General features: G+C 57.2%; 17 protein-coding genes. 5 read left to right on the plus strand and 12 right to left on the minus strand.

What is annotated here, in order from left to right; translation table 11 throughout:
- Positions 1-139 precede the first annotated feature (139 nt).
- Entirely contained in the window at positions 140-604 is a 465-nt protein-coding gene (locus JAO29_RS18225; protein WP_334269691.1) for a hypothetical protein, read from the plus strand.
- 88 nt (positions 605-692) lie between these two features.
- Here the strand turns inward: JAO29_RS18225 and JAO29_RS18230 are convergent, their stop codons facing one another.
- Positions 693-1,469 carry a ThuA domain-containing protein gene (locus tag JAO29_RS18230; RefSeq protein ID WP_334269692.1) on the minus strand — a complete coding sequence of 259 codons (777 nt, stop codon included), beginning with the start codon at positions 1,467-1,469 and terminating at the stop codon, positions 693-695.
- A 141-nt stretch (positions 1,470-1,610) separates the two neighbouring features.
- Here JAO29_RS18230 and JAO29_RS18235 point away from each other — a divergent pair, with 141 nt between their 5' ends.
- Both JAO29_RS18235 and egtD read left to right on the plus strand, forming a co-directional pair.
- Positions 1,611-2,660, plus strand: coding sequence for a YncE family protein (locus tag JAO29_RS18235; RefSeq protein WP_334269693.1), 1,050 nt, complete (start codon positions 1,611-1,613; stop codon positions 2,658-2,660).
- Positions 2,661-2,780: 120 nt separating this feature from the next.
- The gene (gene egtD / locus JAO29_RS18240) at positions 2,781-3,833 is read left to right on the plus strand and encodes an L-histidine N(alpha)-methyltransferase (protein WP_334269694.1); all 1,053 of its coding nucleotides are present in this window, start codon (positions 2,781-2,783) and stop codon (positions 3,831-3,833) included.
- Here the strand turns inward: egtD and moaC are convergent.
- From moaC to JAO29_RS18290, 10 genes are all read right to left on the minus strand, one after another.
- On the minus strand, positions 3,830-4,306 hold the full coding sequence (gene moaC / locus JAO29_RS18245) for a cyclic pyranopterin monophosphate synthase MoaC (RefSeq protein ID WP_334269695.1): 477 nt from the start codon (positions 4,304-4,306) through the stop codon (positions 3,830-3,832). The two genes, egtD and moaC, sit on opposite strands and share 4 nt — an antisense overlap.
- A gap of 107 nt (positions 4,307-4,413) precedes the next feature.
- A complete protein-coding gene (locus JAO29_RS18250; protein ID WP_334269696.1) occupies positions 4,414-5,688 on the minus strand; it encodes a molybdopterin molybdotransferase MoeA in 1,275 nt (424 codons plus the stop codon).
- An 83-nt stretch (positions 5,689-5,771) separates the two neighbouring features.
- A complete protein-coding gene (locus JAO29_RS18255; RefSeq protein WP_334269697.1) occupies positions 5,772-6,956 on the minus strand; it encodes a tetratricopeptide repeat protein in 1,185 nt (394 codons plus the stop codon).
- 59 nt (positions 6,957-7,015) lie between these two features.
- Entirely contained in the window at positions 7,016-7,696 is a 681-nt protein-coding gene (gene queC, locus JAO29_RS18260) for a 7-cyano-7-deazaguanine synthase QueC (protein ID WP_442886432.1), read from the minus strand.
- Between the two features lie 59 nt (positions 7,697-7,755).
- On the minus strand, positions 7,756-8,037 hold the full coding sequence (locus JAO29_RS18265; protein ID WP_334269699.1) for a putative signal transducing protein: 282 nt from the start codon (positions 8,035-8,037) through the stop codon (positions 7,756-7,758).
- An 8-nt stretch (positions 8,038-8,045) separates the two neighbouring features.
- Positions 8,046-8,750 (minus strand): DUF3108 domain-containing protein, encoded by a 705-nt coding sequence (locus JAO29_RS18270; RefSeq protein WP_334269700.1) that lies wholly within the window; start codon positions 8,748-8,750, stop codon positions 8,046-8,048.
- Between the two features lie 238 nt (positions 8,751-8,988).
- Positions 8,989-9,546: a methyltransferase family protein gene (locus JAO29_RS18275; RefSeq protein ID WP_334269701.1), complete on the minus strand. Its 558-nt coding sequence runs from the start codon at positions 9,544-9,546 to the stop codon at positions 8,989-8,991.
- A 4-nt stretch (positions 9,547-9,550) separates the two neighbouring features.
- The gene (locus tag JAO29_RS18280; protein ID WP_334269702.1) at positions 9,551-10,657 is read right to left on the minus strand and encodes a glycosyltransferase family 9 protein; all 1,107 of its coding nucleotides are present in this window, start codon (positions 10,655-10,657) and stop codon (positions 9,551-9,553) included.
- 12 nt (positions 10,658-10,669) lie between these two features.
- Positions 10,670-11,707, minus strand: coding sequence for a tetraacyldisaccharide 4'-kinase (lpxK, locus tag JAO29_RS18285; protein WP_334269703.1), 1,038 nt, complete (start codon positions 11,705-11,707; stop codon positions 10,670-10,672).
- On the minus strand, positions 11,704-12,999 hold the full coding sequence (locus tag JAO29_RS18290) for a 3-deoxy-D-manno-octulosonic acid transferase (protein ID WP_334269704.1): 1,296 nt from the start codon (positions 12,997-12,999) through the stop codon (positions 11,704-11,706). The genes lpxK and JAO29_RS18290 overlap by 4 nt, the downstream gene beginning before the upstream one ends.
- A gap of 58 nt (positions 13,000-13,057) precedes the next feature.
- Between JAO29_RS18290 and JAO29_RS18295 the strand changes: the two genes are divergently transcribed.
- Together JAO29_RS18295 and JAO29_RS18300 are read left to right on the plus strand one after the other, a co-directional pair.
- Positions 13,058-13,753: a hypothetical protein gene (locus tag JAO29_RS18295; protein WP_334269705.1), complete on the plus strand. Its 696-nt coding sequence runs from the start codon at positions 13,058-13,060 to the stop codon at positions 13,751-13,753.
- A 7-nt stretch (positions 13,754-13,760) separates the two neighbouring features.
- Positions 13,761-14,324 carry a GNAT family N-acetyltransferase gene (locus tag JAO29_RS18300; protein WP_334269706.1) on the plus strand — a complete coding sequence of 188 codons (564 nt, stop codon included), beginning with the start codon at positions 13,761-13,763 and terminating at the stop codon, positions 14,322-14,324.
- An 88-nt stretch (positions 14,325-14,412) separates the two neighbouring features.
- Here the strand turns inward: JAO29_RS18300 and JAO29_RS18305 are convergent, their stop codons facing one another.
- Positions 14,413-15,171, minus strand: coding sequence for a PEP-CTERM sorting domain-containing protein (locus JAO29_RS18305; RefSeq protein ID WP_334269707.1), 759 nt, complete (start codon positions 15,169-15,171; stop codon positions 14,413-14,415).
- Positions 15,172-15,271 lie beyond the last annotated feature (100 nt).

Below are 15,271 nucleotides of genomic sequence, written 5' to 3' on the forward strand. Positions count from 1 at the left end.
AGGTTCAATCAGGCTGCCTTATCTGCACGTTTTCAACAGATAAAATTTCTGTTAATCAAGATAGTTCAATACTTGCATGCTGTTCCTCCTCCATGCGCATCTTACTTTCTGACATGTGCAATGTCGAAAGAGAGGAAAGATGACAGGTCGCTTCTTTGCGAAAAGATTACTTGGTACCACATTGGTCCCGGCGCTGTTGCTGGGCTTTTCAACTGGCGCCGCGCTCGGACAAGGCCACAGCCCTGACCACGACAACGGTCACGGCTATGATCATCATGATGATCGCCACGACGATCACCAGGACCAGCACGGACAGGACTTCCGATTCCGCGATCAAGACCGAAACCACTTCGCATCTCACTATCAACACGACGTTCAACACTGGCAGCACAACTCGCATGGACGCCCTCATTTCACGCGAGGTGAGCGCATCCCCAGCAACTACCGGTTTCAGCCGGTGCCCCGTTCTTACTATGCGGAAGTTCCCCCTCCTCCCCCGGGATATCAGTATGGGTACTATGACGGGTATGTCGTAGCCTATGATCCCTCGACGCGAATCATCGCCGACGTGCTCGATCTGGTTGGAGCCGCAGTAAACCGCTGATAGCTCCGCTGTAAATCACCGACAGTTCGGTCGCGCGATCGGTTTAGCCTGGCTGGTCAGAGCCAAACCATCCGCGACCCGCTGCCGATCACATTCCCTTTTTCGCTCCAACCCAAGTCATTGCGTCTTCCATCAGACGGTTCTGTACCTTGCTGGTGAAGATCTTGTTCCCGTGCCCCATGTTCATGTAGAGCATGCGGTAATGTGTGTTCGTCCACACAACAGGAAGATCTCCGCCTCGCACCACATCCTTCATACCCAACGGATAGTTCGATGGAGCGAGCGTCAGCAGAACTTTAACGTCCTTGTTGTCTCGCGGCGAGGGACGCCATATGTACCACTCGTTCGCTGGAGCGAGGAACTGATGGGGAAGATGACGCGTCACGGGATGTGTGGGATCGTCCACTGTCAGAGTAGCGGGCAAGGGCGGCCAGTTGTTTCCATAGAAGACGCCGCCGCCCAGGAAACGAACAAACCATGGCCAGTGAGTTCCGCTGTCATTATAAGCAGCGATGTGGAAACCCAGCCACCCGCCGCCGTGTTCCATATACTGTTCGAACGCTGTGCGCTGCGCTGCTGTATGAGGGAAATCGTCCAGCCACACGATCATCTGATAGGCCGCGAGATTGTTGGGATTCATGTCATCCCAGTTCGTCGTTGTCGCAAAGTCGAAGTAGTCGCGCCTGCCAGCCTTCGAGTAAAACTGAATCGCCTGACGGGCAAAATCGACGTGATCGTGCTCTACTGTCTCGGAATAAAATGCCAGCACATGAAAGGCTGGCGCTGTCTGTGCATCGGCACGAATCAGTGCGACATACATCAGGGTTGTAAGAAGGGCAGCGAACTGCCAGCGGAAGAGCTGCATCTTTCGAAAGGCCTCATCGGATGTTGAATGATTCAGGTCAAACAGATAAAAGGATTCTGCAACGCCTGATAAAATCGTCTTCCATTGTAGACAAACGTTTGCTTGATTGATTTGGGCGTTCGCTCAATCCGGGAGGTACCGTTGCTTCGCCGTTCTCTTCAAGTCTCGGCAGAGATGTTCCTGCTTCTGTTCTGCGCAGCCTCACTTTGCGCGAGTGCCGAACCTCGGGTGACAGGACTCATCAACCGCGACGCTGCCGTCTACAGCCGGTCTACCGGCAAGATTTATCTAGTGGACTCGGCCCATGGTTCAGTGATTGCAGTGTCGTCACCGGAGCATATCCTACCCATCAAAGTCGGCGGCGAGCCGATGGCTATAGCAATCAATCAAAAGACCGACAGGATCTATGTGGTCAATGCTGCAGACCGGTCCGTTTCGATTATTGACTCTCGTACTGATACGGTAGTGGCCACAGTTCCAACTGCCGCCCGCCCCTACGCCATCGCAGTCGACGAAGTGTCGAACAAGGTCTTCGTTTCCAATACCTTCAGCAATATGCTTACCGTAGTCGATGGGGCTTCCAACAGCACCTCCAATCTGCGGACGGGTTCTGCGGACGCTATCCTGGTCGACCCGGAGCGGCAGAAGGTCTACCTTCTGGGGTATGAAACTGACTCCATCACCGAGCTCGACCCGAATACGGGCGCCACGAGGAAGCTTGCGGCAGGCGATATGCACCTCTGGGGGATGGTGCGCTCGGAGGGCCTCCTCTATGTGTCCCATGTGCAGGGTTCCAGCATCGCCGCGATTGACCCACTGACCAGTAAGATTCAGAATCTCCCAACTGGCTCGATGCCGTGCGCGATCGCTGTAAACAGCAAAACCGGCGAGATTTACGTAGCGAATTATGCCGACGGCACCGTAACGATTCTTTCGAAAGAGAGGAAGCCTTCGAGCGTTCGCGTCTCCGCTCAGCCGCAGGGCCTGGCTTTGGATGAGGATGCAGGACTTCTCTACGTTGCGAGCCCCCAGCAGAATACCGTTACAGTGATTGACACCCGGACCGCACAAACTCTGCGCACGTTTCACGATTTGGATCATCCCTATGCCGTGGCGTTCTCTCCGGCCACCCACCAGGCCTATGCCATCAACGAAGGCGAGAGTCCATTCACACGCCTTAAACCTCGGTAGGAGTATGCTGACACCGTTCCGTCAGCAGGATGTAGGTTTCGGAGTTACCTTTGCCGGGAACCTGCATCCAATTTCCAAGCGGCTCTCGACCGCGGATTCCAGAGAGGGGAAATATCTCTAGTGCCTACCATCCCCGCGGTCGTTGACTCATTTTCTCCGCTTCGCGAGTCACTACTTGCCCCCCCGCCCATTGATGCAGTTGCTGCCGAGGTCCGCTCAGGCCTCACCAGCAGCCCGAAGACACTCTCCCCATGGCTCTTTTACGATGAGGAAGGGTCGCGACTCTTTGAAAAGATCACGGAGCTTCCCGAGTATTATCTGACTCGTGCCGAGCGCAACCTTTTCAAGCAACATGCCGATGAAATTCTGGAGCGTGCATGTGAGCCGACAGGCAACGACCCGGCTCCGATGCTGACCATTATCGAGTTGGGTGCGGGTACGGCCACGAAGACTGGGATCCTGCTTGCTGCTACCGTGCGAAGGCAGCGTACCGTTGTGTATCAACCGGTCGATGTTTCTGTTACGGCTCTTGCAGAGGCAACAGAGAACATTCGCGCCAATATCCCGGGAGTGACCGTACGATGTCAGGTCGCCGACTACACCAGTCAGGCGCTTCCTTTGAATCGACTTCCTGACACCCGTACTCTGGCTCTCTACATCGGTTCCAGTATCGGCAATTTCTCACCGGATGACGCCAGAGACGTTCTGCGGAATCTTCGCGCTCAGCTGCTTCCCGGTGACCAACTTCTGCTGGGAACGGATCTTGCTCCGGCCGAATCCAAAAGCGTCGCTCATCTGATCGCTGCGTACAATGATGCATCGGGAACAACAGCAGCCTTCAACCGGAATGTGCTTGTTCGGTTGAACCGTGAACTAGGGGCGAACTTCGAGATCGATAATTTCGAACATTGCGTTCAATGGAATGCCCGTGAGTCGCGCATTGAGATGCATCTCGTAGCTCGCGCTGCACAGCCGGTCCGCATTCCTGCCAACGCTGCAGGGCCAGCGTTGACCATTCACTTCGCTCCCGGTGAGTCCATCCACACCGAGAACAGCTATAAATTCACGTTGGATCGCATTCGTGACCTGTTGCGATCAGCAGGATTTTCGCTGAGTCATACGTGGAAGAACTATGAACATGTCTTTGCGGTGAACCTGGCAACCGCAGTTTAGGTCGCGAGGTTCACGGCACGCCGCCATTCGCCGCTCTTCCCGCCGCTTTTGCTGATGAGCTCGACTTCACGTATGCGGATCGCCTTGTCCAGCGCCTTCGTCATATCGTAGACCGTAAGTGCCGCAATGGAGGCTGCTGTCATGGCTTCCATTTCTACCCCCGTTCCGGCTACAGTGGCTGCGGTCGTCTCAATTTCCACGCCACCTTCGACCACCTTCGCGACGACATCGACGAAACTCAACGGCAGCGGATGGCACATGGGGATGAGAGATGCCGTCTGCTTGGCCGCTTGAATTCCGGCAAACCTTGCCACTTCCAATGGATTTCCTTTGGGATTGCTCGGAAGAGCAGCCAGAGCTTCGGGAGAGATCTCCACGAAAGCCCGAGCCTTCGCCTCGCGGCGACTCGGCACCTTTGCGCCTACGTCCACCATATGCGCCTGTCCTTCGTCGTCATAGTGCGATAATTTCATCTCTTCACAGGCTCCTTTCGTGGCAGGGAATGACTCGAGGAGCCTCTCACCGCCCTGTGCCTTTGGGAACAGCTGCAGACGTGTTGCACAATATCCGATGCTGACATTCAACGTAGCAGGATCGTGATCACGTCTCCGGGTCGGAAGTGCGCAACATCGCCTGGAAGAACCGCATAACAATTCGCCCGGGCATTGGCTGCCATATCGCCCGATCCTTGCCAGACCACCAGCCTGACCTCGGGACGTGCCCGGGTCGGACTGAGTCTCGCAGGCAAGACCCTTGTGATCGCCTTCCGCGGCTCGACATCATCAACGAGCGTGGCCTGTGCAAATGGTGGCCCCTCGGCCATGCATCCTCCCAGCGCTTTCAACAAAGGCGCAACAAAACAGGCAAAGGTCACCTGGGTAGATACAGGGTTTCCCGGCAGTCCAAAGAAGTATACGGCGGGCGTTCTGTCATCCTGTGGAAGCTGACCGAACACGACAGGTTTCCCCGGCTGCATCTTCACTCCGGTGAAAAAGAACTTCGCTCCCATCTCCAGCAGAACCTCTTCGACCAGGTCGTATTCGCCCATGGACACGCCCCCGGTCAATAGCATCAGGTCTGCTCCGCGAGCTTGCCGGATTGAGGTCTCCAGGGCCTCTCGTCGATCCGGAGCGACCGGCAGCTGCAGCGGGATTCCTCCTGCGGCGTTGACCAGGGCTGCAAGCCCATAACTGTTGGAATTCCGTATCTGCTGCGGTCCGGGCGTGTCCATCACATCAACCAGCTCATCGCCAGTAGCCACGATCGAGACTCGCGGCTTCGCAAAGACCTCCAGAATCTGTGCTCCACATGCTGCCGCCAGCGCCACTGCAGCGGGATCCAATGTCGTGCCCGGTTCTAGAACAACATCACCGGCACGGGCCTCGCTTGCGCGAGGAACAATGTTTTCTCCTGCTTCAATCTTTCGACCTTCCATGAGCCTGATGGCTGCCTTGCTGTGCAATCCGCTTCTATCTACGTGCTCCAGCATCACGACAGCGTCCGCATCATCAGGTACGGGGGCTCCTGTCATGATCGCAACGGCCTGATCGGGAAGCAGCGGCTTGTCCCATCGAGCTCCTGCCGCAATCTCCCCTTCGACGGCGAGCCAGGTTCTTTCCATTGCGTCCTCGGCTCGCACAGCATATCCATCTCGCGTGGATCGATCGAAGGGAGGCTGATCGCGGTCTGCAGCTACCGCCTTCCCCAGAATGCGTCCGAATGATCCGGTGAGCTTCACGGTTTCGATTGCCGGCCGAGATACCTGCTCAGCCTGCGCGAGAACAATCTCGAGAGCTTCGTCAAAGGTCACGATCTCCTCGTTACCACGCCCATCGCGTACACTGGCCGATCTCATTCTGCTGGCCTCTCTCCACCGGTTCTTCGCACAAACAAACAGGGCCTCGGCTTCCGCCGAGGCCCATGCTTTAGAAGGGGAATTTACTTCTTGCCCTTTCCTGCCTTGTAGCTGGACTTCACCTGAGCTCCGATACCCGTAAGGATGCCCTTCACCTCTTCGGAGCGGGGACCTTCGGGGACCAGCTCGAGGTACTGCTGGTAAGCCTCGACGCATCCCGGAGGCGCAGTGATCTTCTGCGTCTTCGGATCCACACTGGCCTTCGGAATCAAGGATTGTCCTTTGATGTAATAAGCATCTGCCCGTTTCGGATCTGCTGCGATAGCTTTATCTGCCGCTGCTGCAGCTTCATCCAGCTTGCCTGCGTTATATAGCGTTGCCGCCTCGTTGTAGTAGTACATGCCGGCGTTTGCAGGCTGCGCCTTCGCAGCCTCTTCGTAGGCATCCGAGGCACCCTTGCCGTCACCACCCTTGGCCAGAGCCTGACCCATCTGGTTGTAGGCAGCAGCAGCGGTCTCGACGTTAGGCTTCTTGGAAGCTGCATTTGCATCCACGGCCTTCTTGTAGGAAGCCGCGGCCTCTGCGTACTTTGCCTGAACCGCAGGATCAGTTGGCTTGCCCGCTGCTTTTGCAGCCTTTGCCGCTGCATCGGCCGCACCGAGCTGCGCGTCGCCAAGTGCTACCCAAAGGATGCCTTCGTCGGGTTTCTGCGAGGTCGCCTGCTGCATCGCCGTGATGGCCGGGTCGAAGTTGCCGGCTTTTGTATCCGCACGTGCCTGGGTCAACAGCGCATTGAGATTCGCAATCTTGGCATTCGCCTGTGTCGCCTCAGAGTTCTTCTTCTTGAACTCCTCCAGCTGCTTCTTCTCCTCGGGAGTCATCTTGTCGATGTACTCCTTGCGGGTCATGTCGAAATTGAGCAGGTGATCTTCGCCTGCGGTGAACGTGATGTTGTCTAGGAAGTCGACCGTTTTGCCATCGACGAACACTACAGCCAGGTAGCTGCCCGGGGCAATTCCCGTGCCTTTGAAGTTACCCGAAGCATCGATTTCGAATGTGTTTGTATACTTCCGGCTCTTTTCGTCAGAGGACCGGTCCTGGGTAAGCTTCACTTCACCCTTGGTAAGCGGTCCTCCAATCGCATTGTTCACATGCCCGTGCACACTGGCCGGGGCCGGTTGTGCCCATCCGTTCTGCGCTGCCAGAGCGAGCAAAAGCGCCAGGCAGGCTCCCAGCCCTACGCTCCATTTTCTTGCAATACGGTTCATTATTCGTTCTCCTGATTCAATTCTCGTCTGACTACTTTGGGACGGTCGCGCCAGCTTTTTCAAAACTTCGGTGAGACTGCGGTATTAGATGCCGCTTTTGGGCTGGCATAAGGTATGGGATCTGCGGCTCCGGCCTCACGAAATGCTCTCAAACGCAAGACGCAGCTCTCACAGACTCCACACGCCTCCCGTTCGCCGGAATAGCATGACCAACTTACATGGAACGGAGCGCCTAATTCAACTCCGAGCCTCACAATCTGGTTCTTTTTCATATGGATCAATGGTGTTTCCACCCGAATATCGCCCGCTTTCGTGCCCTCCCGGATCAGCTGGTTGAAAGCCTCATAGTAAGCAGGTCTGCAATCGGGATAACCCGAGCTGTCCTGCTCCACCGCACCGATAAAGATCTTCTTTGCTCCCAACACTTCAGCCCAGCTCACGGCAGCCGAGAGAAAATGTGCATTGCGGAAAGGAACGTAAGTAACCGGAATCTCTGACCCGATTGCAGTCTCTTCCGCAGGCGCGTCCGGCACCTCGATCCTCTCGTCGGTCAGGGCCGACCCTCCAATGCTGCGGAACAGGTCCATCTTCAGCGGCAGAAACTCCCTTGCTCCGGTCAGGCGCGCAATCTCCTCTGCCGCCGCCCTTTCCTTCGTTTCCGTCCTTTGCCCATAGCTGAAGTGCAGGGCAAAGACGTCATAGTCCCTGGCCGCCAGGACCGCGCAAACCGTTGAATCCATTCCTCCAGAGAGGCAAAGGACTGCCTTTGATCTTTCCGGGCGTGAGGTCGCAGAAGCACTCATTGATCATCCTCCTCATCTTCAGGACTCTCCTCGGTTGCGTCGGCGTCTGCCGATGGCAGAAGCTGTATTGCCGCATCTTTATCCTTGCGATGAACCAAGAGCCGCGCTCGAAACGCCGCACCTAACAGCTGATTCGCGTTCTCGCCCTGCAGAAAGCACTCAAAGCCGGAGGTCTCCAGCATTCCCTTCGCCATCTGGGCCTCTACCGGATCCTCAAAGCGCGCCACCGTAACAAACTGTTCTGGATCAAATTCCTGCCCTAATGTCAGTTCGTCCATGGGTTCCCTCACTTCGTCTCGTATGACTGCAGCCGAGCTGTAATCGTTCCCCAGAACAGACTGGCCCTGACCTGTACCGGAATGTGCCTGGCATCGTCCGTGTACCAGATCCAAATTTTGCCCCGGTTCTTCACGACACCCTCGTCTGCGGTCGGTTGAACCCGGATCGTCTGAAAGGTTCCGGCGGGAGTCTTGATCTCCTCCTTTGCCTCAACCTTCATCGTGACGGTGACTGTTCGCATTGAGTCGGCGAGCGGAAACCGGAAGTCCTGCCCAACCACCAGCGGATGTGATCCCGCATAAAAAATAGCGGAGAGAGAATCGGTGACGCACGCCGGAATCGAGGCGGTAAGCTGCTTGGTCGTTCCCTTTACAAGGTTGCGCTCAACTAACGTCTGTTTGCCCTGGCTGTAGTTGAAGTTGAGGTCGCTTGATATCTTTCTCCGACCCTCCAGCGTTTGCTTGGAGAATCCTGAAGAGCACCCGGTCTTCGTATCAAACGACGACTGGAATCTGTCCACCACAGGGAACAGCATGGTCACTCCGCCCACGGTGTCGGCGGAAGCAGTAACCTTCTCGGTCGTACCTTGTTGCTCAATCTGAAACGTGGCAACTGCAGCAGTGAAAACTCGCCAGTCTACGGAGTAGCTGAGTGTCTGTCTGGTCGGAAAGACATATCCTGCCGGCGGAGGCTCGAGCGTCGGAATCGTCACCGGCTGCGGTGGGGGGAAGAGTCGCTGCGTGAGCGACTGAGCTGGACAGACAGGCGCTGCCAGCCAGCACAAAAAGATCGGGAGAAGGAATACCGTGAAACGTTTCGACAGAGCTGACTCACACGAATTGGAATTGAGGGTCTAAGCACAAACCCTCACGTAAAACCCTTCACCAGCATCCCAAAGAGATCCATCGTCGGGGAATGCTCTTTGGCATTCTCCCGGAAGCCTTGTGCCGCTAGCGGCGAAGCAACAAGCGTACCGCAAGCGCTCCGTAAATTGCTGCGCTTCCCATAAGTGCATTGTACTCGCGGTGGTGGAGGTACCGCTCTCGTGAGAATCGCCCTGGCGGCAGGTCGTTCTGTGCCGGCGTAAACCGGGGCAGCAGCCGTGGGACCTGCCGGGAGTAGTCGTCAAAGCCGGGAAAATGACTTCGCAGGTACTCTTCCTCCGAACGGATCGTAGGCAGATAGATGGCGAGAAATCCCGTTGCCAAGATCAGGAAGATGATCCAGTTGCCGGATGCCAGTGCAAATCCGAAGGCGATCATCATGGAGCCGAGATACAAGGGGTTCCGTGTGTAAGCGTATGGTCCCGTCCGAGTTAGCTCAGCATTCTTCTTCACATACCCGGCCGCATAGCCTCGTAACCAGAGTCCCGGGACGACCAGCAGAAGACTCAGCAGCATCAAGCTCCAGGTCGGCCGCGCCAGCCATAAGAACAGGGCCGCAAATATGAATCCCAGTGGTACACGGATGCGCCGTGCAATGCGCTGCCAACTGCTTCGTTCACTCACTCGTCTACCTTACCTGTCCCGTCCTGCGCAATTGTGGACCTTTCAAGAGCTCAATGGCCGCGTCTGCCACCTCATCTACTGTAATTTCAAGCAGGCCTGCCTCCGGTTCAGCCAGGCGACGATGATCGCGACGCGCCCCACCGTGGCGAAGAACTCGTGCCATGGTGCCGTAGGGTCCGTTTCGGGCTGGATCCGTCGGCCCGAACAATGCCACCACCGGTCTCCTGAGTGCCGCTGCCAGGTGGAGCGGCCCGGTGTCCCCCGCAATCACAACACTGGCTCGTCGCGTCAGTTCAATCAGCAGAGGGATATCCGCCCTGGCCATGGCAGCGTAGCCCTCGCTTGTCTCTACTACCCGCCGGGCTGTGAGATCCCCGGGAGCAGATGCGTTGACAAGGCTTGGGATGCCAAGTTTTCCCAGCTTCGACGCAACCGCTCCAAAGCGTTCCGCCGGCCATTGCTTTGCTCCCCACCCTGCGGTTGGCGCAATCAGAGCATAGCCCTGCTTCTCTGCCATAAGGCCGTTCAGGATTGTTTTGCATTTTTTTTCGGCGTCCTCATCGATGGGGAAGTCGATTGGTACGGGAGAGATAAACTCCCCCACTGCATCGCCGATCCATTCACACGCCTGCTCGATCACATGGACAGCCTTCGTCTGCAATCGTCTCCCATACAGCCACCGGGCTGGCATTTCACGTGGTTCAGCAGGGCCGGCAAACTGCCCGGCTCCGGCTAGCTTTCCAATCGTCGCCGAACGGATAGATCCTTGAAGGTCCACGCACAGGTCGAATCGATCGCTACGGATCAGGCGTCGTAGGCGAGCAATGTCTGAGACCGTCCACGTCGAGAACGGTCTTTTGCTCCATTCTCGTGTATGCGCAGGGTAGGCGCAGTCGATGACAGGCAGCTGGGTAGAGTCCGCCATGACGGCACTCATCAAAGGCCGCCACCTTGGTTCAATCACCCAGCCTATAAACCAGTCAGGATGTGCTTTTCTGAGAGCCACCACAGCAGGCAATGCGTGCAGTACATCGCCCATTGCGCCCGTCCGTACAATCAGGACGCGCTTTTTACCCCGCAGCGGGGAATGGAGATGATCCTGTGTCGCCAAGCGCTCATTCTCTCACGACCGCTGTCGCGTCTTTCTGCGATCCAGCTGAGAGACCATCTGTACCAGCTGCATCAGGGCATCTTTTTCGTCAACCAGCTCTACGTTTAGCCGGGCAACGATCAACGGCCCCAGCGCCTCCAGGCGCTCCCGCATCTCAGGAGTTAGTTTCACCGCATCCTTCTCGGTGGTGACAAAGCCATTGGCTCCTCGTGCTCTCGCGCGATCCAGTATGCGGGCCGTGTCTGGTTCCCGATATCGATGGTGGTCCGGGAAGATCACAGTATCCAGCGGTTCGTAGCGGGAGGATTTCAGCATGCTGGTGAAGTTCTCGGGCCGCGCGATACCGCAAAACGCGAGAGGCAGCGTGGGTAGACGCGCATCATCCTCTGCTATCTGGAGCGTTCGGCGAATCTTCCAGACTAGAAAACCAGCACCTTGTTGTTGCAACTGGTTTAGCACGCCTTCCAACCTCTTACACTCTTCTTCTCGCACGACCACGACGTCTGCTTCCGCGATGGCGGCAATTGGTTCACGCAGGTTCCCCGCCGGTAACAGCCGGTCCTCCAGATCGTCCAGTGTCAGCAGAACGATGTCGATATTGCGTGCCAGTCGAAGGTGCTGAAAGCCATCGTCCAACAGATGCACAGAGACCTTATTGTTCTGATGATCCTGTTCCGCCAGTAGACCTGCGCTATATCGTTCGGAGCCTGCAAACACCGGAGCTCCGGAACGTTGTGCCAAAAGTACCGGTTCATCTCCGTGCCACTCCGGATCGTCAGACGCGTCCACACGCTCGATCAGGTTGGAGGCTCGACCGTATCCCCGAGTCAAGATGCTGACTGCATAACCACGTCTCCGCAGAATGGTGGCGAGCATCAGCACCATCGGAGTCTTTCCTGCGCCCCCAGCGGACACGCTTCCAACGCTGATGACCGGCGACGTGAGCCGCTTCGGCTTCAGCCATCCCAGGCTGTACATCCGGCGCTTCGCCGTCACTACCGCTGCATACAGCGGAGAGAAGGGAAGCAGACCCCGGCGAATTCGCCTCATGACGCCTTCCTGTCCAGCAGGTCCAGCAGTGACGCAACTGTCCGGGAAGTCGCTCCTGCCTGTGCTCGGAACACCTGACGTTCGTGTTCGCCCATTGCGCGAGCGCTCTCTTCGTCTCTCAGTAGCTCGACGAAAGCTCCTGCTATCTGGTGCGTCTCGATGATCCTGATTGCGTTCGCAGCCTTCATCGCATCGACAATCTCACGGAAGTTCTCGCTCGATCTCCCCATCACGATCGGGACTCCAAACCGAGCTGGCTCCAGCGGATTATGGCCGCCCATCTTCACAAGGCTTCCGCCGACAAACGCCACTCTGCCCAGGGAGTATACCGATGCCAAGTCGCCGATCGTGTCCAGAAGAATCACACCCTCGCGCCTCCTCACGCCTCCTCCTCCGCGAAGCTCGCTTGCGCGCACGACATCGAAGCCTGAAGACTCCACCAGGGTCGCCACGGTGCCGAACCGTTCCGGCCGGCGCGGGGCGATGACCAGAATGCTCTCAGGCTCTTCCTCCAGCACCCGGGGCCACGCTGCCAGCAACATCCTTTCCTCGCCGTCGAGGGTGCTTCCTGCAATCACCACCTTGGCATCGGTCGGGAGATGTTCCTGCAGCAGGCTTGTCATAGCATTCTCGCCGGGAGCTTTTACGTCGTATTTAAGATTGCCCGTTACTTTGACCCGGTCTTCTGGTGCTCCGATCCTGACCAGCCGGCTGCCATTCTCTTCGCTCTGGGCCAGAAACAGCGACACCCGCATCAGCAGGGGCCGCCACAATGTCTTCAGTCGTAGATAGCGAGGCAGGGAACGATCCGATACCCTCGCATTGACCACCGCAAGAGCGATTCCCTGGGAAAAGCACACGTCCATCAGGTTTGGCCAAAGCTCGCTTTCCATAAGCACCACCATTTCGGGGTGGAGCGCACGCAGATAGCGGCGAATCAGGACCGCGAAGTCGAAAGGCAGATAGAAAACGGGCGATCGGGCTCCGAATCGCTCACGCGCCAATCGCTGGCCCGTCTCAGTCGTAGTAGAGACAGCAATGACCCACTCCGGCAAAGCATTGTGCAGTTCCTCGACCAATTCTGTCGCTGCCATCACCTCTCCGACTGAGACCGCATGCAGCCAGATGACTCTTCGTCCGGCAGCTGCCTCCGCCAGGCATGCTGGAACCTTTCCCAGGCGACCCGCCAGGCCAGCACGGTATCGCCCGCTGGTTGCCATACGTACCAGCCACCACGGAGCGCTCAGTACCAGAGTTACAACCAGCAGCGCGCTATAAACCGCAAGAATCAACCGAGCCCGTCCCCTTGCTTTACCAGGTCCACCAGCGAAGATGATAATCAACTTAGCGATGAAACCCTACATCCGCCTTATGTTACGAACGTCACTTCTGTTCGCCCTCTTTGGGGTGGCGCTCTCGACTGTTGTCTTTGCAGGTGGCAAAAAGGCTCCGCCACCAGAGCCCGCGAATCAGTATCCAGTCTTCGAGACTCATCCGCAGGAGCATGTTACCGTCGCGATCGACCCCTGTACCGAGCCGCAGAACTGCGACTTCTTCCGATTGCCCTACATCCGGCACTCGCTCATCCCGGTCCGCGTGATTGTTACTAACGATTCTGACGCCCCGCTCGACCTTAGCGAGGCCCGGATGCAGTTCATCACTGCCAACCGGGACAAATATCCCGCGGCGACCCTGGACGACATCAATCGGCGGCTTTTTTCGACCAAAGATGCTGTAGGACGCAAAGTTCCTATCATCCCCATACCGATTTCCAGGCATGCACCCCCTATCGACAAAAAGATCACCCAGGATGATGAGGACTTCGGATTCAAGACAACGACCGTAACCGCTCATTCGACGGTAGCCGGTTACTTGTTTTATGACGTCAAAGACCTCGATGACCCGCCCCTGAAGGGAGCGGAGATCTATATCAAAATGATCCACACCTCTGGCGGCAAGGAGCTCTTCGCCTTCTCCCTTCCCTTCAATAAGTGGCTCTCGGCACAGAAAGCCGCCACGAAAGCTGGTTCCAGTACCAATCCCTAAAGGTGTTATGAACGTACCTGAGCAATTGACCGGCGATTCACCAGAGGGGTCCCCGTCACCACTGACTATTCGCGAGGCCACTCCTGCTGACGTTCCCGAGATGCTGATCTTCATCCGGGAGCTTGCCGAGTATGAGCGGCAGCCTGAGGAGGCTATCGCCACCGCTGAAGACCTTGTGCGCGACGGCTTCGGCGAGCGGCCAGTCTTCCAGTGCCTGATAGCCGAATGGTCGGGTGAACCGGCGGCGATGGCGCTCTATTTTCCGTTTTATTCGACGTGGCGCGGAAACGCGGGAATCCATCTGGAGGATCTTTTCGTTCGCCCCCGGTTCCGTCGCAGAGGCATCGCCAAAGCTCTCTTTGCCCGTCTCGCTGCCATCGCTCTCGAAAGGGGCGATCGGTTTCAATGGCATGTTCTTGACTGGAACCAGATGGCGATCGACTTCTATGAACAGATGGGAGCGCACATGCTCCAGCAGTGGCGCATCATGCGTATCGACGGTGATGCGCTCAAGGATCTGGCCGCCCACGGAAATCCAAAAGTAGCGGCGGGAACAGATAGATCGCTATGAAGAAGTGACCACGGCTGCGCAGACAGGTAGCCCGATGATGCAGGGTCCGTTCTGTCCGCGCAGGTCGTAATCGAGCAGATGTGACGCTCTAGGCAGTCCGGCCAGCCGACGGCCCGAGCTTCCGCCGCAGCGCAATCAGCAGGCCGGGAAGACCGGTTCCCAGAAGCAGGAGAGAACCCGGCTCCGGTGTCGCAGCGGTCGTCACATCCACGCTGGTGCCTGAGAAGGGCTCGCCAAAGGTGTTGAGCACGACCCCGTTGAGCGCATCGCCGACACCGTAGGTGAGGCCTGCTCCGGGAACCACACCGTTGCTCCACAAATCGACGGTGTAGCCGCCCTCAACGTTGAAGAGCATGCCGTAGATATCGAACACGCCGCCACCGAAGGGATAGGGAGGCTCCGGGTCGCCGGGCGCAGGGGGAGGGCATACGGCCGGCGAATTTCCGCCGGGGAAGAACAGGTTGTCATAAGAGAAGCCAAACCCGTCAGCCTGGCTGCCCGGCGGAATGAATGTGCCGTCGGGGTTGATACCGGAGGGCAGAGAAGTCGGCTGGATGCCGGTGATAGCGCCCGAGAAGTTTGCAATGGAATCTGAGAAAGTTCCGCTGATTCCTGTGATCTGATATCCGCCGGGTACGCCGGGAACCGGGGCGTTCGAGACTACGATGGTGCCCGAACCACTGAGACCTCCACCCGTGAAGGAGAAGCTGTACGAGTCAGCCCTGGCGGCTTGTGCGGCCACAAGAGTCGTTGCCAATGCTGCAAATGTGAGGATGTTCGAGATTGAAGATCCAGACTGTCGTCGGCCAGCCATTTTGGCTGACGCCCGTTTGCGGAATAAGTTCATTACTACCTCCAAGGAATAGGAACGGGGCCCGGTTAACCTTTGGGGAGGAAGGTAAGAGTAGCATGCGTTTGCGGTGGATGTCCGCTTGGAGCAGAAGAGC

It is taken from the genome of Edaphobacter sp. HDX4, assembly GCF_036877565.1.
Classification (GTDB): domain Bacteria; phylum Acidobacteriota; class Terriglobia; order Terriglobales; family Acidobacteriaceae; genus Edaphobacter.